Raw genomic sequence first — 21,324 nt, forward strand, 5'->3', positions numbered from 1 at the left:
CGCTGGGGCAGGGTTAGCTCGCCGCGATCTCACGTAATGCGTTCGCGATGGCTTTTCCGTCGTGCTGGCCCCTGTTCCAGGCGTCTTCGTACTCGCCGATGATCACGGCGGGCTGATCGCAATCGTCGGTCTCATGTGAAAGGTAGGGGAAGGCGCCGACCGTCTTCTCGAACGGAAAGAGCACCCTGTTAGCGAGGACATGTGTCAACAGTTGGCGGCGAGACCTATCGTCCCGCTGCCATTGGCTCCGACACGCCCGCAAAATGTCACCAAGCTTTAGATCGGTGGTTTCCGGACATTGGAGAATATTGCCGATCCAGACACGAGGGCAATTCACTTTCAACAGTGTGGTGGCGATTTCCTGGATCTGTAAGTGCGGAAGGAGGCTCGTGAAGACGCTTCCGGGGCCGAAGGCGATCAGATCTGCATTCGCGAGGGCTTCCAGGGCCGCGGGATTAGCTTTCGGCCGATCGTTCGAAGTCCTTGAAAGCTCGACATAGTCGATACCGATCGTTGCCTCGTCTTCTGACAGCTTGGTAATCGCATCCTGCCGCTCAATCTTTCTGCCGTTTTTCAACGTCGCGGTGAGGACGAGATCGTTCTCGAGAGACGACGTCCATACATCGCCGACAACGCTGCAGAGCTTGCGGAACACGAACACGGCGGTGTTAATGTCGCCATTATGGGCCAGACAGGCGCCGGCAAGGATGAAGTTGCCGATGCTGCCGTTTCTGTAATCGAAGCCCGCTCCGACCGTCGACGCAAACGTCTTCAGATAGTTCAGGATCGCCCCTCTCAAGCCGGGGTGCATCCGTTCAAGCAAAGGGTGCCGCGCCTCGGAGTAAAATTGAAATTCGGCGCGAGCGACGTCCATCCCGAGATTGCTCGACAAACGGGCGTTGCAAATCTTGACAACATCTCCCGCTCGTCCTTCACCATGCGCCATCGTCATCAGGGCCTGGCGAAGGTCGCCCACAGCAAGGAGGCCCACCTTCTCGCGGATTAGCTTCGAGCTTCCCCCACTATCCCAGCTAGGCACGACACGTGTCAAATGTGCGTTGCCGCAAAGCGCGAGGTTGATCGAGCGACAGGCGCTTCCTCCTGAGAACAGGACAATTCGTTTCAATGCTGCTCCACGGATGATGGCGGCGACGTCGTCAGGTGCCGAGTTTCTGTTCAAATGAGTCCGTTATCCACGTCAGAACCGTATCCGTTTCTATCGGTGTCGTAGTGTCAATATCGAACACGGGTCCGAGACCGCAAGGCCTCGCCCGTCGAGCCAACTCGATGAGTTCCGGCACGTAGGCCAATCCGGGATGGCCGGGCAGCCGTCGGCCGCTGCGTTGTCCATATCGCTGGCCGATTACGTCGGGAGGGGCATGGCACCACAGCTCCAGCACTTCCGTTATACCCGCCATTGCGAGATGTTCGCGCAGGACGTCGACGGGTTGAAATCCGAACCAGGCATCGACAATGAACGTCGAACCAGGAGGGGACTCTTTGATGATTGAGAAAATCGACTTGTAACTGGCACGGCCGAGGACACGATTGAACGGCCGATCGACGTTCTCGATCAATTCGAGAAATGGGTTCTTCACGGTGTCCAGCGCCAGGATAGGCCAACCGGTTTTCTCGGACAATGAGCCAGCTACTCCGCTTTTTCCGGAAGCGGGAACCCCGTTGACCATGAGGAGCCGCTTAGCCGTTCCGTGGTTGGAACGCGACACCACTTCGAGGGCGGCAAGCCCTGATCCGATTACGCCGGCATCGTCGCCGAGCTCTGCAAGGCGGACCGGCACTTGATACCAGGTTTGAAGGTCAGGAAGAAAATTCAAAGAAGCGACGGCGGCCTCACCCATGCCCCCGCCCAGCACGAGGACGTCGGGATCGAAGGCTGCAGAAAGAGTGTTTATAGCGGCACGTAGAGGCCCGCCCCACGCGCGCATGACGCCGATTGCTCGCTCATTGCCTGCTTCCGCGCTTTCGCGAACGTGCTCGAAACGAATTTCGGGCCCATAACCGACGTCGTTCAGATGGCGTCGCAATGAAGTGCCCGACGATTCCGTTTCGATACAACCACGCTGACCACACGGGCAAGGCTGCCCATTTAAGTTGACCACCAGATGACCGAGCTGACCCGCACATCTCTTGCCGTTGACAATCTGGCCGTCCTCCATGACCGCACCGCCAATCCCAGTGCCGATCGTCATCATGACGGCGTTGCGCAATCCTCTGGCCGCTCCGCGTCGCGACTCGCCGATGAGTGCCATGCTGCAATCATTGGCCACCAAGGTCGGGTGACCAAAACTATCTGCAAGCTCGCGTCTCAGATCGACGCCGGAGAGATCCAGGAAACCGCCTGAAATGATCTCGCCCGTCCAGCCGTTCACTCGTCCGGGGATGCCGACGCCGATGGCCCGAGCGCCGTCTCCATCCATGCTTCGAACCAAGTCCCTGATCAGTCCAAGCGCCGTTGTCGGATCGCGGCTTCCGGCGATTGACCGCCTTTCAAGGATCTCTCCTGAGGGAGAGATCCTTGCTACCCGCATATTCGTGCCGCCAACATCAATGCCGATTGCAAAATCTTTTGGAGACATTTCGTTTGCGAACCTCAGGCAGCGGCACTATCGGCGCGGTAGCGGCGGATGATATTCTGAATGTCCTGAAGGCGGGAGATCGCGATTGTCGAAAGTTTCTCCTTCGAAACCTTGCGGTCGAGCGAGATGCAATCCTTCCAGAGAGACCTTCCTGCGATGACGCCGGAGGCACCGTTTTTCATTGCCGCTTCGACCTGTGGAAGGAATGTCTTGTGATCTACACCAGCAGACAGTACCGCCCACGGTACATCGCCGGCGATTTTGGTGACTTCAGCACATGCTTCCTCCGTCCCAGGATAGGGAATCTTGAGGACCTTGGAACCAAGTTCCAGGCATGCTCTCGAACCCTCGACGATCAGCATCGGAACTTTCGATTCATAGTCTTCCTTGCTTTCGCCTTCCAGTTGATAGGTTAGGAACTCGACGACAAGCAGCAGGTCTTCCGCAGCGAAGTCCTGGATGCTCTTTTTCAGCGTCTCCAGGTTCCTCGTATTTGCATCCGGCGTATCCATGCGCAGGTAGATCATGATCTTCCCGCCCGTAGCACCTAGTTCACGCACTTTCCGGGCATCGATGCCGTCAACCATCTTTGAGATACGATAGCCCTCGGCGGAAGTTTCCCAACCCGAGGCGTCGATGCCGATTAGAAGTGCAGTATCTCTAGGCAGTATATCGTCGTCCACCAGTCCGGGAACAGCACAAACCGGATCTACCAACACGCAACCAGCCTTGGAGGCCAGGTACAGGGTGATATCTGCCTTCGTTTCCCCGAGTGTTTCATTACTGATTTTCGCCTGTTCTTCGGGGGTCGCCGCGAGTACAGTGCGCATTCCACCCCGCTGATCGCACGCAATTACCATCATGGCTCCGCTAGAATCACAAATCTGGTGATAGCCGCGGCGCTCCGCGGTGGTCATAGCTGTCATACTCGTGTTCCCTCTTACATGTGCGTTGACGGTGTCGGCGCTTGGTCGGATTTTGGTCACACGTCTTCCTTTCGCGCCATCTCAAGCGATCGCTTGTATGGGACGATGTCTGGATTGAATTGTGGACCCGTTAGGTGTAACTTTCCGCCTTATGTAACACATTGCAGAAAGGAATTGCAAGCTGCTTCCGCAAACATCACACGACACGACGTCTCGAGCGACGATCCATATGGTGGCAAAGCTTCACTATGAAAGCGATATGCCGCAAGTCGAGATTGCGAAGAAGCTGGGCGTTTCCACCGCGACAGTTTCACGGCTTCTTACGAGGGCGCGGGCGCTTGGAATTGTACGGATCCAGGTCATGGACCTGGTGATTCCAGACGAGATTACGGCCCGTCTGATTGAGGTTCTCGGTTTGAAGCGCGCCGCCGTGGTCGATACACCTTCGACCGGTGTTCTTTCCTCGTTGGCAACGCCTCTTGGTAATATGCTGAAGGACGAAAACCTCTCGAAGGGAGCTGTCGTCGGAATAGGTTGGGGGCGCGCGGTGCGCGAGGTCATACAAGCCGGTTTGCCACGGGTACCAGAAGTTCGTGCAGTTGCGTTGAACGGGGGATTGCAGCAGTCCGCCCCTCATTTTCAGATCAATGAGTTTGTTCGCCAGGCCGCAGAGCAATTCGGTGGCACGGCGCACTTTCTGCACGCCCCATACGTCTCTTCTGTCGAACTGAGAGACGCGTTCCTCACTGACCCAGTCGTCAAGCAAACTACGGGTCTCTGGGATCAACTTGACTGTGCGATCGTGGGGATCGGTCTTCCCCATGCGATAAACCCTCCGGAGGCAAGTGCAGCCACGATTAGCGAGCAGGACATCGGAGGAGCGGTCGGCGACGTTATTCGACATTACGTCGATCGCGACGGCGCCCTTCTTCACTGGGAGGGAGAGGAACGAATGATTGCGGCGTCGGTCGCGCAGTTGCGGAACGTGGGACTGTCAATTGGCGTCGCCGCGACCGTTGAAAAGGCTGCTGGGATAGTGGGAGCTGTTCGGTCCGGAATGATCAACGCCCTTGTAACAGACACCACGACGGCGCTCGCTGTTTTGGAAATCTGTGAGGCCGACCCAAAGATCCATGCCGATCGGGCTGCTCAGAAATAGTGTGAAATAACTTTCTGGAAAAAATTGCTTGACGCTGTTCCATGCGTTAGGCGAATATCCCACGTGCTGAACATTGAGGAGCGTTCGCGTAGCAATTCAGCGAGGGGGATGCTGTGGAAGTTCGTTCGGGATCACCGGAGGCCTCCCTGCCGGTCGAAGGTGGTCACACCGTGTTCCGATGCTTGATAGAGAGATTACGATGAGACGACCAACTCCTCGCACCGCAACCAAATCTCGACGTCTGGAACACCAATGACCACAGCCCTCTCAGTCAACGTCAACGCGATAGCTTTTCTCCGGAATCGACGGAAACTTCCTTGGCCAAGTGTCGAAGGCTTGGGCAGGATCGCCCTTGATGCCGGAGCACAGGGGCTGACCGTGCACCCAAGGCCAGATGAACGACACATCCGCTTCGCCGATCTGCCCGTTCTTAGAAACCTGATTGACGAATTCAGGGGTGCGGAGTTCAACATCGAAGGTTATCCGACCCGCCAGTTTTTGGACCTCTGCCGCGATTCCCGTGCCGACCAGGTAACTCTCGTTCCCGATGATCCCCTGCAGGCGACTTCCGATCATGGTTGGGATTTCAGGAAGCATAAAGCCTTTCTGATCGAGGCAGTGTCGGAGCTCAAAACCTCAGGGATCCGTGTTTCGGTGTTCGCTGACGGTGACGGTGATGAAGGCTCGATGGACGTTGCGAAGGAAGTCGGAGCCGACCGGATTGAATTGTATACCGGACCATATGGTGGATGCTTCGATGATCAAGAGCGAGCCCTCGTCGTTCTTGAGCAGTTGGGTCGGACAGCCGATGCTGCGCGCGCGCGCGGCCTTGACGTCAACGCCGGCCACGATCTGACGGTGGCGAACCTGCCCAAGCTGATCGAGAGAATTCCCTATTTGGCCGAGGTGTCAATCGGCCATGATCTAACCGCCGATGCTCTGACGCATGGGATGGCAGAGACTGTTCGTCGTTTTCGACAATCTTGTGGACAAATGATCTGATTAATTTTGAGTTCTGGACACCGTTATGACTGAAATAAAATCTGTAATCTTCGACTGCGACGGTGTTTTGGTCGATTCCGAAATCATTGGTATAAAGATCGAAGTAGAACTCCTTCATGGAGCGGGTTGCGAAATAAGTGTCGAGCAATTGGCCGAGCGTTTCAGTGGCATGAGTTGGAAGGATATTCTGCTCATCCTGGAGAAGGAACGCGGGTTGAGCCTGATGGATTTGCTGCTCGACAGGACCGAAGCTGAACTCGATGTGCGCATTCCGGCAGAGGCCCGAGCAATAGACGGCGTGCTGGCAGTCCTGCAAGAATTGCGGTATCCCCGCTGCGTTTGTTCAAACACAAAATTATCGCGTGTCGAAGAGGTTCTGACCAACGTTGGCCTAAAAGAATTCTTTGCGCCTAATATCTATTCGGCAAAGGATCTGGGTGAGGGGAGGTCCAAGCCGAAGCCTGACATTTTTCTGTTCGGCGCACAGCAAATGGGGTTCGATCCGTCACAAACCGTGGTGATTGAAGACTCGGTTCACGGTGTTCACGCCGCGCGCGCCGCTGGTATGCAGGTCATAGGCTTCACCGGAGGATCCCACACATATCGTGATCATTCCGAAAACCTTCTCGAGGGGGGTGCTCGGTCGACCATTTCGGATATGCGGGACCTGCCTGCGGCCATCGGCGCAATCACCAGCCTCCATCGCGGCTAAGGACAAAAGCTGAACCATCGGTGCGATGTCGATGCCGGATATACAATCAAATGCAAGGAGACTCGAATGACAGGCATCCTCGATGGCAAAATTGCAGTCATCACTGGCGCGGCCTCGGGCATTGGACTGGCGACGTCCAAAGTCCTCATGGCAGAGGGAGCGACGGTTGTGATGGTGGATCGAAATAAGGTCGCGCTTGACGACTTGGTCGCTGCCAACGGAGACAAAGCAATTGCGCAGGTGACTGATCTCCTGAATGCCGAAAGCTGCGCGGCGATGGTTTCAGAAATCTTGGCTAAGACAGGTAAAATCGACATCCTTTATTGTAATGCGGGCACATACATTGGCGGCGACCTGATCGACACCAACGCGGAAGCAATCGATCGAATGCTGAACCTCAATATCAATGCCGTCATCAAAAACGTACACGCTGTTCTGCCGCATATGATCGAGCGGGGAACCGGAGATATCATTGTCACAAGTTCACTCGCCGGACACGCGGCAATCAAACACGAACCCGTGTACTCTGCGTCGAAATGGGCAATGACCTGCTTCACACAGACAACACGGCGTCAAGTCAACAAACACGGCATTCGCGTCTCCCAAGTATCGCCAGGCCCAGTGATATCCGCACTGCTTGCCGACTGGGAGCCAGAACGGCTCCAGGCCGTCAAGGACGCGGGAGCCGTTATCGAACCTAAGGAAGTCGCAGAGGCTGTTCTGTTTATTCTAAGCCGCCCGCGCAATGTGACCATTCACGACGTAATCGTATTGCCGACTAATGTAGACGGCTAGAGGCCGCAATAGTCTTTCACTTCGGGGCTGAATTGTCAGCCGCAGCGCCTCGTCAACTTCCATCTCGTCTATCGTCAATAGGGTTCTTCGCATCGATCAGAACATCGTTATGTCAGCGCACGTAGCCCCGACGGAGCGCCAAAAAATAATCCGGCTAAAGCTCTAGACGGGGCGATATTGCTGTTTTGGCGGCCATAACGGTGCTCGCTCGGCGTGACGGCCGAAATGCTTGTAGGTCCGCTCACGCTCGAACAATGAAGGGACGGCGACTTTTCTCGACGCTGCTGACCGATCCGCAAGCTCAGGATCGAATTGAACCCAAATGATGAGCATATCAAGGAGCAGTAAACATGCCGCATGACAGTGCCTTGCTTTCTGCCGGAGCCGTTGCTCTTTCGACCTCGGCAACCGTGGCAGCTCTGATTGCCCATCTTGGACGAATGGGCGCCGTCAGTAAGCAAGCTGAGCAAGAAATCTATGAGGACGCTTTGCTGATGCTTGAGGAAGGTCAGGCGGACGATGAGAGTGGAGTATTCTTCGCAGCCAGAGCGCTTATCGAAAGGCAATTGGCGATGGATGAGGTCGTGAGAGGCACAGCGGGACAAGCGGAATGACTTTTCAAATTAGGGAGGAGACGTGTCTTGTCTCGCATGCGTGCGTCATCATTCCAACACTGGTCTGGCTGACGGCGACGATCCTGATCGGCTGATCAGTCGACGCTTGACGGAGAAACTCCGCATCTCCTCGCTCCGAAATCCGCTTTTCTTCGCCATCATTGTGCTCTGCATTCTTCTGCCGGGCGTTGGCCTAGTGCGTATTCCGATGATACCGGCCACCCATTCCGACATGAAGCCGGCCACCCATTCCGAATTCATTCCGGCCACGATTCCGGCGTGAAGCCGGCCATCTCAAGATGAACTCTGGGTCTATGCAATGAATGGATCCTGATAGTCGCGTGGTTGCGGCCTATCTGCTTGCTTTGCCCATCGGGTGGGATCGGGAAAAGAGCGAACGGAGCGCCGGACTTCGCACGTTCCCGCTTGTCGCCATCGCGAGCTGTGGTTTCATCCAAGCCACCGAGCACCTTACTGCTGGCAATCCGGAGGCCACCGCCCGGATAGTCGAGGGCCTGATCACCGGAATGGGGTTCATCGGCGGTGGCGCAATCCTTGTTGTTAAAAACAATGTCAAAGGCACCGCAACCGCCGCCAGTTTGGGGGCGACTGGAGCGGTTGGCACTGCGGTTGGCCTGGGCTCGTACGACATAGCAGTCGTTTTGTCAGTCATGACCTTCTTCACCCTGCGGATCATGACGAACTTGAAGCCCGACGCACCCAGCGACGAGCAAAACAGTAGTCATACCGCGTCGCACCGAGCGCCATGCAGCTATTGTCTACGCCCCCAGTAATCACCTTGACGCCGGCGGGCAGTCCCAGCCCAAGAGCGATATCGGGCAATACCTCGCCGACGACATCGGTAGAGGCTATCGCCCGCGGCATCAGCCCTGGCTCGAGGCCTGCGGCTGCAAGCAGCTCGGGCGAATAGCGGCGTGCTTCAAGATCATAGACGCCCGTGCCGGATGCGTAAGAATGATCGGTCGCGATGATGCCGGTCAAGCGGAAGTTGATATAGTCTTTTGTGCCGATGATGGTGCGCGTCCGCGCGAACAACTCAGGTTCATGGGTACGCAGCCAATGGATCTTGAAGATGGGGTAGAGCGGCGCTGGGAAGCCGTTGCCAGTCTTTCGATACCATTCTTTTTTGTCGAGGCGGGTGAAAAACGCTTCCGCTTCTGCCTCGGCCCGGCCGTCCGACCAAATCGGCACGCGATCCTGAAGCAAGACGCCATCGGCATCGAGCGGCACGCAACCCAGGCTGTGCCCCGACAATGAAATTGCCCTGATCGATGTGGGATCAACGCCTGGTGCAGCCAGTAGAGCCAGAATACTGCGGCTGACGACATCCCACCAGTCGAGCGGCCGCTGTTCGTGGCGGGAGGGTGACGGATAAAAATACTGGTCGCTGGAACAGGCAAAGCTAAAAAAGCCTAGCTAGACGAGTTCGAGGTTTATCCCGTTCTGCTGTAGGTATTGGATGATCCGTTCATCGACAGTCTGGGGGACAATAACGACATCGAACACCGAGAGATCGGCAACGTGGTTCAGCGCCGAAAAATGGAACTTGCTTTCGTCCACGAGGAGGATCTTCTTGCGGGCGATGCGGATCATCGACTGCTTGACCCGGAGGACCTGTTCATCCTGCGTGTAAAGCGAGAGGCCTTGGATCGTCGTGGTCGACATCAGGGCGACGTCGACATGGTAGGACTGTATCGCTTTTTCACACGCAAGGCCGAAAAAGCCATTGTAAACCCGATGGTACTTCCCCCCCAGCGCGATCAGTTCGATATCGGCCACATCGCGCAGGCGCTCGATTACGGGAATTGCGTTTGTGATCACCGTCACAGGCGTCACCGATTCGATGAAGTCGCAGGCGTGGTAGGTCGTCGAGCTGTCGTCCCATATGACGGCATTGCCCGGATCGATATGGGCGACCGCAGCGCGTGCGAGCCGCCTTTTTTCGTCCACGAACTGGCGCGCACGGAAAACATAGCTGCTCTCGTGCAGCATTGATTTCTCTGCTGTCACAGCGCCTCGAATTCGCCGGACCAGTCCCTGATCTTGAAGATCGTTCAGGTCTCGATGGATCGTCATCAAGCTGACGCCGAGCGAAATCGCCAGATCCTTGATCTGCGCCGTGCCGTTTTCCATCAACGTCCTGACGATCGTAGATCGGCGCAGGTCCGCCTTGGATTCGTTGTGCTGGGGACCGTCGGCTTTTGCCGGCGCATTGTCGATCTGGTGGGCCAATTGGTCGTCCTCCCGGCGCTTTTCGTTAGCGAAGGCATCGTCTCTCTGCAAGTCATGCCAGCATGTTTTCACCGCGTGGTTCTCTTAAAAGTCGACTGGGCAGCACCCAGACGGCGACATATGAGAATGTTAAATAACATCAAATCCATCACAAAATGTCGAGCAGAGTGAGAATTTCCATGCCAACAAAAAACCCGGTACGGGAGAATTCGTGGATATATCAGCACAAAATCAATATGTTAAAACTTTATAAGCTGACGTAGCATAATTCTGTATCTGGGCTTTGAAAATATGTTTGAGAATTATAACTTTTATGTTGATGTTTCTAACTCTGCCTCCTATCCTGATCCCGGGCAAAAGAAGTCCTGAGGAGATGCTTCTTTGATTGCCTGTCGAAGTGGAGGAGAGAATGGAACACGGAAAACGCTTGCGTCTTGTGGCGTCGGTGGCCGCCATTGGCGTGTCGCTCGCCGTAACTGCCGGGATAGCCCGAGCAGAAACGACGCTGACTTTCGTATGGCATGCCGGCACCTGTGCTGATGCACTTGTCAATATCGCCAAGGACTATCCCGACAAGACCGTGAAAATTGTGCCGGCCCTGGTACCTTATGGGCCGGAGTGGCACAACAAGATCGCTTCCGAGTTTGCCATTAAGGGCGATGCATTCGATTTCGCCATGTGGGACAGCCAGTCGACAGCGGAGTTTGCAGGTGGGGGGCACGCCGTCAAGCTCAATGAAATCTTCGACAAGTCCAGCTACCTGAAGGCCGATATCTTTCCGGCTGCATCTCTCTCCCGCTACGGCGAATATCCTGATGGTTCAGGGCAGTTTTTTGGCCTGCCCGCAAACCAGGATGCTTATGGGCTCATGTACCGCAAGGATCTGTTCGAGGATCCAAAGGAAAAGGACGCATTCAAGGCAAAGTACGGCCGCGATCTAGCCGTTCCGCAAAGCTATCAAGAAGCTCGCGATATTGCCGAATTCTTTACGCGTCCGGACCAAGGTCTCTACGGCTGGGGGCAGATGGGTGGCCGCGAGTACGATTTCGCAACGACCGCATCCAACTCGTTCCTGTGGTCCTTCGGTGGCGAGCTTTATAATCCGAAGACCTACGAAGTGAAAGGGTATCTCGACAGTCCGGCATCGGTGGACGGTGTTCAGGCTTATGTCGACATGTTCAAGTTCGGACCTCCGGGTAGCGGCAACTGGGGCTTCGATGAGGTCAACGCTGCTTTCCAGCAGGGCCAGTTGGCAATGGCGATGCAATGGTTCTACTTCAACGGTTCGAACGCCGATCCGAAAGTCAGCAAATTTGCCGAACAGACCGCTTTCGGCATCCTGCCGGGTGCCGTGGGCCGTGATGGCAAGTTCCGTCGTCAGTTCTCCGTCGGCGGTCAGGGCATGGGCATCAACAAATATTCCAAGAAGCTGCCCGAGCTGACCAAATTCATGGAGTGGTATTTCCAGCCTGAGCAGCAGAAGCGTTATGCCGCTGTTTGTCAGACAGGCTTGAAAGCAGTTCTGGAAAGCCCGGAATGGCAGGGTTTGAACTCTTATAACAAGCAGTTCGCTACGGCTCTTGAGTACCTGAACGACTACTGGCACCTACCGGAGTACCCGGTTCTGCTCGATCAACTTCAGGAGGAAGTCAGTAATGCGGTTTCCGGATCGAAAACCGTAAAACAGGCTCTGTCAGACGCCGCCGCCAAGAACGAGCGCACGCTTGAGCGCGCTGGTTACGAGATCAAGCGGAGCGACAAGACACCAGAAGTACCCGATCAGGAAATATCTCCAGTCGGCGTCGATGGTGTGGTTGCCGTGCAGTAACACGCTGCTTCGACCGGACGCGTGGACTTGTTCCTCGCGTCCGCAAGGTCAAGATCTTTCCTTCCAGTGCTATTTTTTAGCAGGCTTGCTGCAGCAGGAGCATCCATGTCTCGTTCCAGAACCTCGGCAACAGACCACGTCGCCCGCTGGCTGTTTCTAGGCCTTCTTGCAATCTATACACTTTACAATCTCGGTCCGATTTTCTGGCTGCTCATTTCATCCTTCAAGAGCCGTATGGACATGTTCTCCATGCCGCCGAAGGTGTTTTTCGCGCCTGATTTCAGTGGGTATCAAAGTGTATTCGGCATCGGTGCCGCCAAGGACAGCGCATCTGCCTATGGCGTTTTCGATTCGCTGCTCAACAGCGTCATCGTCTCTACGGTCGGTACCGCCCTGGCCGTCTTCCTCGGAACTCTCGCCGGCTATGTCTGCTCTCGGTTCAATTTTATCGGCAAGAGTGACTTTATGTTCTTCGTGCTGTCGACACGCATGTTGCCGCCGGTCGCCGTCCTCGTCTTCTACCACTTGATGTTTGCCGAACTCGGCCTTGCCGATACGCGCATCGGGCTGATCCTTGTGGCAATCTTTGCCAACGTTGGTCTCGCAACCTGGATCATGAAGGGTTTTTTCGACGGAGTTCCGAAGGAGGTGGAACAGATCGCCATCGTCAATGGCTATACGCGGATGTATGCATTTTCCCGGCTGGTCTTGCCGATGGTAAAAGGCGGGATCGCCGCGACCGCTGGTTTCTGCTTCATATTTGCCTGGAACGAATTCGCTTTCGCCTCCATCCTCACCACGACGCATGCAAAGACCTTGCCGGTTAAAATATCTGCCGCCTCAGGCGCCACAGGCATCGAGTGGACGCAGATCTGCGCGGCTGGTGTCGTGCTCATCATACCCGTGCTGATCTTCTTCTATCTCATCCGCAAGCATCTTCTGATGGGGATGACCTTCGGCGTTCTGGGAAGGCGTTGATCATGACCAGACTTGCTGTCCGCCAACGTTCAACCGGCCGACTGATGATTTTCGGCTTCCTGTCGCCGACACTGGCCATCCTACTCTTCATGGTCGCCTATCCGATCTTCTCGCTGATATACTACAGCTTCTTCAATTTCTCGGCGCTCAGGCCCGCCGCTGGCATGAAGCCTGTCGGTTTCGGCAACTACAAGTTTCTGCTCTCCGACCCCGATTTGTGGCAGCGCTTCATCTTCACCGGTAAGTTCGTCTTCCTGTGCGTGACGCTGCAAATGCTGATCGGCATCTTTGTCGGGTACCAGTTGCAGAAGAACTTTCGTGGCCGCGACCTGATCTTTACCGCACTAATGATGCCGATGATGCTGTCGCCGGTCGTGGTGGGCTTCCTTTGGCGCTACATGTTCAACTCCGAATGGGGTATGATCAACTATCTGCTGACGGTCGTCGGGCTTCCGAAAATCGACTGGCTTGGCCAGACGACTGCCGCCCTTTGGGCTGCCGCTGCCGCTGATACCTGGATGTGGACACCCTTCATCATTCTGCTCGCTACCGCTGCCTTCCGAGGTATCCCTGAGACGATCAATGAGGCCGCCGAGGTCGACGGCGCCAGCCCCGCCTACAGGTTCTTCCGCATCACTTTGCCTATGTCTGCCCCTGTGTTGTTCATCGCCCTGATCCTGCGACTGATCGACAGTTTCAAGCAATACGATCTGTTCTTCGCGTTGACTGGCGGGGGACCCGGCTCATCCACGGAAACCGTGTCCTTTGCCGTGGCCAAGACCGCCTTCAGTTACTTTTATACCGGTGAAGCCTCCGCGCTCGCCGTGGTGCTGCTCGTCATCATCATTGGGCTTTCGATGATCCTCGTGCGGCATCTGAACAAGATGGGCGAAAGGTTCTGATTGCATGGCTGAAATCCGGCTCGACAACCTGAACATCGAATTTGGTGCTTTCAAAGCGGTCGATACTGTCAACCTTACGGTCAAGAATGGCGAGTTCGTCGTCTATCTCGGCCCATCAGGTTGTGGCAAGACGACGACGCTCCGGTGTATTGCCGGCCTCGTAAAGGCGACCTCAGGCGACGTTCTATTCGATGGTGTCCGGGTCAACGACCTGTCGGCCAGTGAACGCAACATCGCCATGGTGTTCCAGTTCGTCTCGCTCTATCCGCATTTGAAGATTCGCGAAAACATCGTCTTTCCTCTTAAAGCACGCGGTGTCGCTAAGGCCGAGATCGCCCGCAAGCTGGAATGGGTGACCGATATCTTCAAGCTGGGCCGGGATCTCGATCGGTATCCCGGCACACTTCCACCGGGTGCTCGGCAAAAGGTGGCGCTCGCCCGCGCTGTCATACGCGATCCGGCGGTGCTGCTTCTCGACGAGCCATTGTCGGCGATCGACGAGCAATTCCGCGAGGAAATGCGCTGGGAACTGGGCCATCTACAACGCCAACTCGCTGTCACCACGATCTACGTCACCCATGACCAGCGCGAGGCGATGTCGCTTGCCGACCGGATCGTGCTGATGAGCGATGGCCGTATCGTCCAGGTCGGAGAGCCAGACCAGATCTTCTTCCAGCCAGTCAGCGTTTTCTCCGGTCAGTTCATCGGCTCGCCAAGCATGAACCTGATTGATCTCGTGCCTGTGGAAGGGGGGCTGAAACTGGCCGGCAGCGACGTCCGTTTGACGGTGCAGAATAATCATATTCCCGAGTGGGCGATTGCCAACAAACGACGGTTAAAACTTGGTATTCGACCAATGAACATTCATCTTCGCGATGAAGCCGATCCGACGTCAGCCGTGGCCATTCCTGTCGATGACATTTTCTCGGTCGGTAGGGAGCGCTACTTCAATTTCCGAGTCGGGGAAACGATCTATCAGGGTGTCGACAAACGTAAGGCGCCGGGCGGCCTATCTGGTCATGTGCATTTCGCGCCGGAAGGGTTCCTGTTTTTCGATGCAGAGACAGGGCGCCGCGTCACGTCGGAGACAGCAGCATGACCGAACCGATGCTTCGTCTTGAAGGATTGAGGAAATCCTACAAGGGCAAACAGGCGCTGCGTGGCCTCGATTTGACCGTCAATGACAATGAAATCTTCGCCCTGTTGGGGCCGACCGGCGCTGGCAAGAGCTCGACGCTTTTGTCGGCTGCCGGATTGGTCGACCTTGATGCCGGCCGTGTCCATCTCGCCGGCAGAGACGTCACAGATATCGATCCATCCGGGCGCGATGTATCGATCGTATTCGAGGGTTTCAATCTGCTGCCGGTTCTCGATGTCAAAGACAACATCGCCTTTGCCTTGCGGTCGCCGACCTACCGCGAAGCGGAGGCCGTGATCGCCAGTCGTGTCGGGCGCACAGCCGAACTGCTGCGGATCTCGCATCTGCTCGACCGCGATGTCGATACACTGTCGGGCGGGGAACGCCAGCGTGTGGCGATCGCCCGGGCGCTGGTGCGCCGACCGAAACTGTTCCTGCTGGACGAGCCGTTGTCCGCACTGGACTTGAAATTGCGCGAGGGCCTGCGCGCGGAGCTGCGTCAGATCCACCGAGAGAATCGCTCGACCATGCTCTACGCCACCCACGACTATCACGGCGCCATCTCTATTGCCGACAGGATAGGCATCATTGATGGCGGGGTCATGCAGCAGGCGGGAACCATCGAGGAGATCTATGCCTGTCCGGCCAATATTTTCGTCGGCAAGTTGATCGGCAGCCCTGCGATGGCATTCTTTGATGCCGTCGTTGAGGATGGTTGTGTGCGCATTGGGGCTAGCGGTCAGCGGATAGGTCTTCCTGTGTTCGGCCAACTGGCAGCGAACATGGCGGAAAAACTTGTGCTTGGTGTCTGGCCTGAAGATATAGAGATCGTTGCACCCGGCACGGACGGTGCCAATGACGGCAACGTATATGCGGTAGACAATCGCGGCTTCGAACGAGCGGTTCAGATCAATGGCAACGCCGGTTCCTTCCGCAAGGTCGTTCCATCGGCAACCATGCTCAAGCAATCGGACGCCTGTGCATTCCGCGTTGTCGATGGCGCCGGCTTCCTTTTCGACGTTGCCGGCGGCAAGCGGATCTCCCATCAAACGAAGGGAGGACGGTCATGACACGCACCCTTGTCATGAAGTGGCTCTACTTCGTGGCGATCACCCTAATTTTGGGCGGTTTTGCCATGCTCTGCCAGCCATTTGTGCATGTCCTGTTTGCGACAGGCTTTCCGGTGCTTCTGGCCGGTGTCATCCTGTTCATGATCCTGGATCACATCCCGGATGGACGATCGTCAGAGGAGGAAGACAATAATGGCTAGAGCGGGCAAGAAAATCCTGAACGACCCGAGAAAAGTGGTCCATGAAATGCTGGAAGGGCTGGTGCTGGCCAATGATGGCAAGATCACCAAGCTTTCCCATCATGACGCAATTGTCAGAAGCGATCTGCCGCAGAGCAAGGTTGCTATTCTGATCGGCGGCGGCAGCGGGCACGAGCCTTTGTTTCATGGCTTTGTCGGCCGGAACATGGGCGATGGCGCTGCGTGCGGGGGCGTTTTTGCCGCCCCGTCTCCCGATACGATCTATGAAGCAGGCAAAGCTGTGCATCGAGGGCGCGGCATCTTGTTCCTCTATGGAAACTATGCGGGCGACGCCATGAACTTCGACATGGGTGCTGAACTGCTTAACGAAGACGGTATCGAGGTGCGCACCGTGCGTGTTTCAGACGATGTGGCCGCCGCGCCGCCAGAACGGATGCACGACCGACGCGGCATCGCTGGCGATCTGCTGCTGATTAAGATCGCCGGCGGAGCCGCCAGCGAACTCGATACGCTCGAAGATGTAGAGCGGGTGGTCAAGAAGGCCAATGCGCAGACCCGCTCCATGGGCGTCGCCGTCGCAGCAGGCTCGATCCCGGAAACCGGCAAACTTACCTTCGAGCTTGCGGAAGACGAGATCGAGATCGGTATGGGCGCTCACGGAGAGGCCGGAATTTCGCGCCAGAAGCTGACCTCCGCCGACGACATCACCGATCAGATGTTAGGTCGGATCCTGCCAGATCTGCCGTTTGCCTCCGGTGACGAGGTGGCGCTTCTGATCAACAATCTTGGCTCGACGACGATGATGGAAATGCTGATTGTCAATCGCCGGGTGCGCCAGATTCTCGACGAGCGCGGCATCAAAGTCTACCGCACTGATGTCGGCACCTGGGTGACGACACAGGAAATGGCAGGGCTGTCGATCACGTTGATGAAGCTCGATTCCGAGCTGAAGTACTATCTCGACCTTCCAGCCGAGTCCCTCGGCTATTCCAGAACGTGAGGCGCGGAATGGTTCAATCTCTTGATAGGCAGGCCTCCATTGACATGCTGTCGCATGTGGCTGCCGAGGTCATCCGCAACACCGATGTGTTGACAAATGCCGATCTTGCCATCGGTGACGGCGATCACGGTATCGGCATGCAGCGCGGTTTCGAAGCTGTGCTGGAGAGTTTTCAAACGACGCGGCCAGAGACGATTGAGTTGGCATTCAAGGCTGCTGGAATGGCCGTAATGGCCAAGACCGGAGGGGCGGCGGGTGCTATTTTCGGAACCCTGTTCCGATCCGGCTCCAAGGCATTCGTCGACCAGGATGGCATCGTCGGCAGTAATTTCGCAGGCTTTCTCGAAAGCGGTCTTGAAGCGGTCCTGAAGCGCGGCGGTGCTACGGAAGGCCAGAAGACGATCATCGATGCTCTGGCACCTGCCGCACGCGCAGCGCGTGCCGAGGCAGGCAAGGACAAGGACCTGGGTCAGACTGTGGCTGCTGCCACGAAGGCGGCTCTAGCCGGTGTCGAGGCGACGAAGAATATGATCGCGACCACTGGCAAGGCTCGATCGCTGGGAGAACGCAGTCTCGGTCATCCGGACCCGGGCGCCATTTCTGTCGCGATCATCTTAAAAGCAATGCAGGCCTTCACGGACAAAGCTTGACAAGCGGGGCTCCATTTTTAGCGGAGAGGAACAAATATGGCAGATCTCGACGACATCAAGGACGGCAAGGACTGGGGACAGGATCGCCCTGCAGATACAAGCCGCTTCTATCTCAAGGGCGCCGCTCATCACGATTGGGGCATGAAGGCACGCCTATCTCGGATCTTCAACCATAAGAGCGGCAAGACCGTCATGCTCGCCTTTGACCATGGCTACTTCCAGGGCCCGACGACCGGGCTCGAGCGCATGGACCTGACGATCGCGCCGCTTGCGGCGCATGCGGATGTTTTGATGTGCACTCGCGGGGGGTTGCGGACGACCATTCAGCCCGAGGTCAATAAGCCCGTGGTCCTTCGATGCAGCGGCGGCAACAGTATCCTAACGGAGCTTTCGAACGAACTCGTCGCTGTCGATATTGATGACGCCATTCGGCTGGGTGCCGTTGCGATGGCAGCGCAGGTCTATGTGGGGGCGGAACACGAACACAAATCGATCGGCAACGTCATCAAGTTAATCGATTCCGGCACGCGCTACGGCATTCCGACGATGGCGGTTACTGGCGTGGGTAAGGATATGGTTCGTGATGCCCGCTATTTCGGTTTGGCGACCCGCATCGCTGCCGAACTCGGTGCTCAGTTCGTCAAGTCCTACTATGTCGAGACCGGCTTCGAAAAGATTGTGCTCGGCTGTCCGGTGCCCATCGTGATCGCTGGAGGCAAGAAACTACCCGAGCGCGAAGCCCTTGAGATGGCCTGGCTGGCTATTGATCAGGGCGCGGCAGGTGTCGACATGGGGCGCAACGTCTTTCAGTCGTCCAATCCGGTGGCAATGCTCAAAGCCCTGGCTTCAGTCGTTCACCATGGCGAAACTAGCGAGCAGGCTTACAACCAATTTCTTGATCTGGACCATCAGAAGGCGGAATGACAATGGAGATCAAGACCACCTTAGCACCTGCGAATATCGGCTGTTCCGCTCTACACGGCCGGATCGTCGTCGTTACCGGTGCTGCAAGCGGTATAGGACGCGAAGTAACGCGTGCCTTTTCCCGAGCGGGCGCTTTGGTCGCAGCGCTCGATATTAATGAGCAGGCGCTGCAGCCGCTGGCTGACGAGGTTGGCTGCAGAACATTCACGTGCGATGTGACCGACACGACATCCGTTGAGGTGACCTTCGAGACAGTGGCTGCTGACCTTGGTGGTCTTGATATCCTGATCTCCAATGCGGGCTCTGCTCAGCAGGGGGCGATCGGCGATTTGCCGATGGACACCTTGCGTCAGAGCTTCGAGTTGAATTTCTTTGGACATCAAAATGCGTGCCAGGCTGCCATCCGCATTTTTCGCCGTCAGGGTCGGGGCGGCACAATCTTGTTCAACATCTCAAACCAATCGGTCAACCCTGGCAAGGACTTCGGTCCATACGGCATCCCTAAAGCGGCGACTTTGGCACTGATGAGGCAATATGCCATCGATCATGGAAAAGAGGGGATCCGGGCCAATGGCGTCAATGCCGGTCGTATTCGCACCGGCCTCATGACCGATCAGATGATCATAGATCGCGCCGCTGCCCGAGGTATGACGCCACACGAATATATGGCGGGCAACCTCCTTGGCGTGGAGGTTCTGGCAAGTGATGTTGCCGACGCCTTCCTGCATCTGGCGCTCATGGACAAGGTCAACGCCGCAGTGCTTACAGTCGATGGTGGTGTCATGGCAACCTCGCTTAGATAGGTTGGGAACCTACAGCGCTTAATTATCCGGAAGCAGAGAGTACCTCGAAGCCCTGGGAAGCAGATCGCACTCGGTAACGCAGTGTGGTGCTGCCAATTTCGGCCTACCGAGCTCCCTGGTTTCATGATTCTCTCGCGTCCAGCGGGAAAAGTTCATTTCACAAACGGGGTCATTTTTAGCTGGCGGTGCATACACCGGCTTCAAGAAAGCGATGGCCGCTCGCGATTGTTTAGATAAACTTTGGCCTGTCTTTCCGACAGGATGAGCCAATTCCGGTAGGCGGCAAAATCGGGAGCGACTGCCTCGGTCGTATGCGCCATGGCATTTTTCGCGTCCTGAAAATTTCCATACCACCCGCACCCTACTGCTGCCGACATGCCTGCACCGAGTGCCGACGCTTCATTGGAGAGGCTCCGATGGACAGGAAGGCCCGTCGCGTCGGAAACCATTTTTCGCCATAACAAGCTGGAAGCACCGCCGCCGATCACAAAGATGCGTGCGGCGGCAAGCCCCTTGGCTCTCATTTGTTGCAGGCTCCTTGCAAACTCCAGCGTGATAGCCTCAAGCGATGCGCGATAGAGATGACCCATTCCATGATCCGGTCCGAAGCCGGTGAAGCTCGCCCGCGCATTTTCATCCCAATAGGGGTCCATGCATCCCATCAGGTATGGGCACACCATCAGTCCGTCCGAGCCGACGGGCAGGCGCATTGCCTCAGTTTCCAGTCGTTGGAAAACCGCGGGATCAGCGCGTCCACCGGCAAAATTATCGAGTAGCCAATTCACGAAAAAAGCACCGCCGCGCTGGACGCTTTCCAAGACGTAGCCGTCGCCGGTTGGAGATACCAACGTTCTCCAGTGCCCGCTCAGTTCCGGCGTAGGGGACCAGACACCACCCACAACCGCCGTTCCGAGATTGAGATAGACTGTCCCCGGTTCGATCGCGCCCACGCCAAGAGCGGCGCAATGGCCATCTCCGCCGGCGGCAAAGATTGGCGTGCCGGCCCTCAAGCCGGTCTCGGTAGCTGCTTCCTGCGAGACAGAGCCGATTCTGGAGGCGGGCGAATGGAGCGGCGGAAGTTTGGCTTCATCGATCATAAGGTGGTCGAGGATTTTCTTGGACCAGGTTTTGGTGACAATATCGAATATTCCGAACGGATCGGCACTGGTCCATGTCGCTTGAGGCTCGCCGCTGAGGCGCATCGTCAGGTAGTCGTGCACGGACAGAATATGGGCGGCCTTATCGAGCAAATCCGGCCGATGTGCGCGCATCCAGCGCAGGCGATAGACGCATGGAATAACGTCGACCGGCTTGCCCGATATCGCATGCAGGGTCTCTGCGCCCAGTTCGTCCGCAAGAAGGGCGCGCATATCCCCCGCACGCCGGTCAAGCCAAACCGTGGCGGGCGCCAGCGGGCGTCGCTCGTCGTCCAGCAGCGCCATTGTCTCGCGCTGATTGGAGATCGCTATGCCGTCGATGCGGCCTGGGTCGAGGTTGTCGGTTACGGCCCTCAAAGCAGTAATCGCCGCGCTCCACCATTCGGTCGGATCCTGTTCGGCGCGATAGGCGTCGGGGCTTACCAGGGTATGGGGCGCACGTCCCTCGAAACACGGCCGCCCGTCTTTCGACCAGGCAATGGCCTTCACCGACTGCGTCGATGAATCGATGCCGATGACAAAGTGTTCCTCTGACTGCATGAAAGCGGCTCCTCTCCGCTAAAAGCTATCTGCAAAGCGTCGCGACGAACCGGTGCAATGCGGTGGGATTGAATGG

Annotated in this window: 22 protein-coding genes and 1 pseudogene; 17 read left to right on the forward strand and 6 right to left on the reverse strand. The window is 56.6% G+C overall.

Features of this window, described 5'->3' with window-relative positions:
- Nucleotides 1-13: 13 nt before the first annotated feature.
- From QO002_RS30670 to QO002_RS30680, 3 genes are read right to left on the reverse strand one after another with little or no spacing between them, the layout of a single operon-like run.
- Nucleotides 14-1,180, reverse strand: coding sequence for a gluconeogenesis factor YvcK family protein (locus tag QO002_RS30670; RefSeq protein WP_307237494.1), 1,167 nt, complete (start codon nt 1,178-1,180; stop codon nt 14-16).
- On the reverse strand, nt 1,158-2,597 hold the full coding sequence (locus QO002_RS30675) for an ROK family protein (protein WP_307237497.1): 1,440 nt from the start codon (nt 2,595-2,597) through the stop codon (nt 1,158-1,160). Before QO002_RS30675 ends, QO002_RS30670 begins: the two co-directional genes overlap by 23 nt.
- Nucleotides 2,598-2,611: 14 nt before the next feature.
- Nucleotides 2,612-3,523 carry a tagatose-bisphosphate aldolase gene (locus QO002_RS30680; RefSeq protein WP_307237500.1) on the reverse strand — a complete coding sequence of 304 codons (912 nt, stop codon included), beginning with the start codon at nt 3,521-3,523 and terminating at the stop codon, nt 2,612-2,614.
- Between the two features lie 229 nt (nt 3,524-3,752).
- Here QO002_RS30680 and QO002_RS30685 point away from each other — a divergent pair, with 229 nt between their 5' ends.
- The 7 genes from QO002_RS30685 to QO002_RS30715 all read left to right on the forward strand — a co-directional run bounded on the left by QO002_RS30685 (nt 3,753) and on the right by QO002_RS30715 (nt 8,599).
- Complete coding sequence (locus QO002_RS30685) at nt 3,753-4,682, forward strand: sugar-binding transcriptional regulator (protein ID WP_307237503.1); 930 nt, start codon at nt 3,753-3,755, stop codon at nt 4,680-4,682.
- Nucleotides 4,683-4,934: 252 nt separating this feature from the next.
- Nucleotides 4,935-5,684, forward strand: coding sequence for a pyridoxine 5'-phosphate synthase (locus QO002_RS30690; protein ID WP_307237505.1), 750 nt, complete (start codon nt 4,935-4,937; stop codon nt 5,682-5,684).
- Between the two features lie 25 nt (nt 5,685-5,709).
- Complete coding sequence (locus tag QO002_RS30695) at nt 5,710-6,396, forward strand: HAD family hydrolase (protein ID WP_307237509.1); 687 nt, start codon at nt 5,710-5,712, stop codon at nt 6,394-6,396.
- Between the two features lie 66 nt (nt 6,397-6,462).
- Complete coding sequence (locus tag QO002_RS30700; RefSeq protein WP_307237512.1) at nt 6,463-7,191, forward strand: SDR family oxidoreductase; 729 nt, start codon at nt 6,463-6,465, stop codon at nt 7,189-7,191.
- Nucleotides 7,192-7,541: 350 nt separating this feature from the next.
- Nucleotides 7,542-7,805: a hypothetical protein gene (locus tag QO002_RS30705; protein WP_307237515.1), complete on the forward strand. Its 264-nt coding sequence runs from the start codon at nt 7,542-7,544 to the stop codon at nt 7,803-7,805.
- Between the two features lie 22 nt (nt 7,806-7,827).
- Nucleotides 7,828-8,088: a hypothetical protein gene (locus QO002_RS30710; RefSeq protein ID WP_307237518.1), complete on the forward strand. Its 261-nt coding sequence runs from the start codon at nt 7,828-7,830 to the stop codon at nt 8,086-8,088.
- Between the two features lie 40 nt (nt 8,089-8,128).
- Nucleotides 8,129-8,599, forward strand: coding sequence for an MgtC/SapB family protein (locus tag QO002_RS30715; protein WP_307237521.1), 471 nt, complete (start codon nt 8,129-8,131; stop codon nt 8,597-8,599).
- On the opposite strand, the pseudogene QO002_RS30720 reads toward QO002_RS30715, so the two are convergent.
- Nucleotides 8,499-9,188 (reverse strand): annotated as a pseudogene (locus QO002_RS30720) (FGGY family carbohydrate kinase); the annotation flags it as partial. The gene QO002_RS30715 and the pseudogene QO002_RS30720 overlap by 101 nt on opposite strands.
- A gap of 54 nt (nt 9,189-9,242) precedes the next feature.
- Nucleotides 9,243-10,058, reverse strand: a complete 816-nt coding sequence (locus QO002_RS30725) for a DeoR/GlpR family DNA-binding transcription regulator (RefSeq protein ID WP_307237524.1) — start codon at nt 10,056-10,058, stop codon at nt 9,243-9,245.
- A 409-nt stretch (nt 10,059-10,467) separates the two neighbouring features.
- On the opposite strand from QO002_RS30725, the gene QO002_RS30730 reads away from it, so the two are divergent.
- The 10 genes from QO002_RS30730 to QO002_RS30775 all read left to right on the forward strand — a co-directional run bounded on the left by QO002_RS30730 (nt 10,468) and on the right by QO002_RS30775 (nt 19,551).
- On the forward strand, nt 10,468-11,886 hold the full coding sequence (locus QO002_RS30730) for an ABC transporter substrate-binding protein (RefSeq protein ID WP_307237528.1): 1,419 nt from the start codon (nt 10,468-10,470) through the stop codon (nt 11,884-11,886).
- A 105-nt stretch (nt 11,887-11,991) separates the two neighbouring features.
- Nucleotides 11,992-12,864 (forward strand): carbohydrate ABC transporter permease, encoded by an 873-nt coding sequence (locus QO002_RS30735; protein ID WP_307237532.1) that lies wholly within the window; start codon nt 11,992-11,994, stop codon nt 12,862-12,864.
- Between the two features lie 2 nt (nt 12,865-12,866).
- Nucleotides 12,867-13,766, forward strand: coding sequence for a carbohydrate ABC transporter permease (locus QO002_RS30740; RefSeq protein ID WP_307237535.1), 900 nt, complete (start codon nt 12,867-12,869; stop codon nt 13,764-13,766).
- A 4-nt stretch (nt 13,767-13,770) separates the two neighbouring features.
- Entirely contained in the window at nt 13,771-14,865 is a 1,095-nt protein-coding gene (locus QO002_RS30745; protein ID WP_307237538.1) for an ABC transporter ATP-binding protein, read from the forward strand.
- Complete coding sequence (locus QO002_RS30750) at nt 14,862-15,974, forward strand: ABC transporter ATP-binding protein (protein ID WP_307237541.1); 1,113 nt, start codon at nt 14,862-14,864, stop codon at nt 15,972-15,974. Before QO002_RS30745 ends, QO002_RS30750 begins: the two co-directional genes overlap by 4 nt.
- Complete coding sequence (locus QO002_RS30755; RefSeq protein WP_307237544.1) at nt 15,971-16,174, forward strand: hypothetical protein; 204 nt, start codon at nt 15,971-15,973, stop codon at nt 16,172-16,174. Before QO002_RS30750 ends, QO002_RS30755 begins: the two co-directional genes overlap by 4 nt.
- The gene (locus QO002_RS30760; protein ID WP_307237548.1) at nt 16,167-17,174 is read left to right on the forward strand and encodes a dihydroxyacetone kinase subunit DhaK; all 1,008 of its coding nucleotides are present in this window, start codon (nt 16,167-16,169) and stop codon (nt 17,172-17,174) included. Before QO002_RS30755 ends, QO002_RS30760 begins: the two co-directional genes overlap by 8 nt.
- Before the next feature lie 8 nt (nt 17,175-17,182).
- A complete protein-coding gene (dhaL, locus tag QO002_RS30765) occupies nt 17,183-17,824 on the forward strand; it encodes a dihydroxyacetone kinase subunit DhaL (protein WP_307237551.1) in 642 nt (213 codons plus the stop codon).
- A gap of 36 nt (nt 17,825-17,860) precedes the next feature.
- Nucleotides 17,861-18,748: a 3-hydroxy-5-phosphonooxypentane-2,4-dione thiolase gene (gene lsrF, locus QO002_RS30770; RefSeq protein ID WP_307237553.1), complete on the forward strand. Its 888-nt coding sequence runs from the start codon at nt 17,861-17,863 to the stop codon at nt 18,746-18,748.
- A gap of 2 nt (nt 18,749-18,750) precedes the next feature.
- Nucleotides 18,751-19,551: an SDR family oxidoreductase gene (locus QO002_RS30775; protein WP_307237556.1), complete on the forward strand. Its 801-nt coding sequence runs from the start codon at nt 18,751-18,753 to the stop codon at nt 19,549-19,551.
- A 200-nt stretch (nt 19,552-19,751) separates the two neighbouring features.
- Here the strand turns inward: QO002_RS30775 and QO002_RS30780 are convergent, their stop codons facing one another.
- A complete protein-coding gene (locus QO002_RS30780) occupies nt 19,752-21,248 on the reverse strand; it encodes an FGGY-family carbohydrate kinase (protein ID WP_307237559.1) in 1,497 nt (498 codons plus the stop codon).
- Between the last annotated feature and the right edge of the window lie 76 nt (nt 21,249-21,324).

This window comes from Pararhizobium capsulatum DSM 1112 (genome assembly GCF_030814475.1).
In the GTDB taxonomy this organism is placed as follows: Bacteria; Pseudomonadota; Alphaproteobacteria; order Rhizobiales; family Rhizobiaceae; genus Pararhizobium; species Pararhizobium capsulatum.

Coding starts and splice junctions, on each gene's coding strand:
- QO002_RS30735 (WP_307237532.1), top strand. CDS start 11,992: ATGTCTCGTTCCAGAACCTCGGCAACAGACCACGTCGCCCGCTGGCTG.
- QO002_RS30760 (WP_307237548.1), top strand. CDS start 16,167: ATGGCTAGAGCGGGCAAGAAAATCCTGAACGACCCGAGAAAAGTGGTC.
- QO002_RS30700 (WP_307237512.1), top strand. CDS start 6,463: ATGACAGGCATCCTCGATGGCAAAATTGCAGTCATCACTGGCGCGGCC.
- QO002_RS30730 (WP_307237528.1), top strand. CDS start 10,468: ATGGAACACGGAAAACGCTTGCGTCTTGTGGCGTCGGTGGCCGCCATT.
- QO002_RS30690 (WP_307237505.1), top strand. CDS start 4,935: ATGACCACAGCCCTCTCAGTCAACGTCAACGCGATAGCTTTTCTCCGG.
- dhaL (WP_307237551.1), top strand. CDS start 17,183: ATGGTTCAATCTCTTGATAGGCAGGCCTCCATTGACATGCTGTCGCAT.
- QO002_RS30745 (WP_307237538.1), top strand. CDS start 13,771: ATGGCTGAAATCCGGCTCGACAACCTGAACATCGAATTTGGTGCTTTC.
- QO002_RS30695 (WP_307237509.1), top strand. CDS start 5,710: ATGACTGAAATAAAATCTGTAATCTTCGACTGCGACGGTGTTTTGGTC.
- QO002_RS30705 (WP_307237515.1), top strand. CDS start 7,542: ATGCCGCATGACAGTGCCTTGCTTTCTGCCGGAGCCGTTGCTCTTTCG.
- QO002_RS30740 (WP_307237535.1), top strand. CDS start 12,867: ATGACCAGACTTGCTGTCCGCCAACGTTCAACCGGCCGACTGATGATT.
- QO002_RS30715 (WP_307237521.1), top strand. CDS start 8,129: ATGGATCCTGATAGTCGCGTGGTTGCGGCCTATCTGCTTGCTTTGCCC.
- QO002_RS30680 (WP_307237500.1), bottom strand. CDS start 3,523: ATGACAGCTATGACCACCGCGGAGCGCCGCGGCTATCACCAGATTTGT.
- QO002_RS30775 (WP_307237556.1), top strand. CDS start 18,751: ATGGAGATCAAGACCACCTTAGCACCTGCGAATATCGGCTGTTCCGCT.
- lsrF (WP_307237553.1), top strand. CDS start 17,861: ATGGCAGATCTCGACGACATCAAGGACGGCAAGGACTGGGGACAGGAT.
- QO002_RS30755 (WP_307237544.1), top strand. CDS start 15,971: ATGACACGCACCCTTGTCATGAAGTGGCTCTACTTCGTGGCGATCACC.
- QO002_RS30675 (WP_307237497.1), bottom strand. CDS start 2,597: ATGTCTCCAAAAGATTTTGCAATCGGCATTGATGTTGGCGGCACGAAT.
- QO002_RS30750 (WP_307237541.1), top strand. CDS start 14,862: ATGACCGAACCGATGCTTCGTCTTGAAGGATTGAGGAAATCCTACAAG.
- QO002_RS30780 (WP_307237559.1), bottom strand. CDS start 21,248: ATGCAGTCAGAGGAACACTTTGTCATCGGCATCGATTCATCGACGCAG.
- QO002_RS30685 (WP_307237503.1), top strand. CDS start 3,753: ATGGTGGCAAAGCTTCACTATGAAAGCGATATGCCGCAAGTCGAGATT.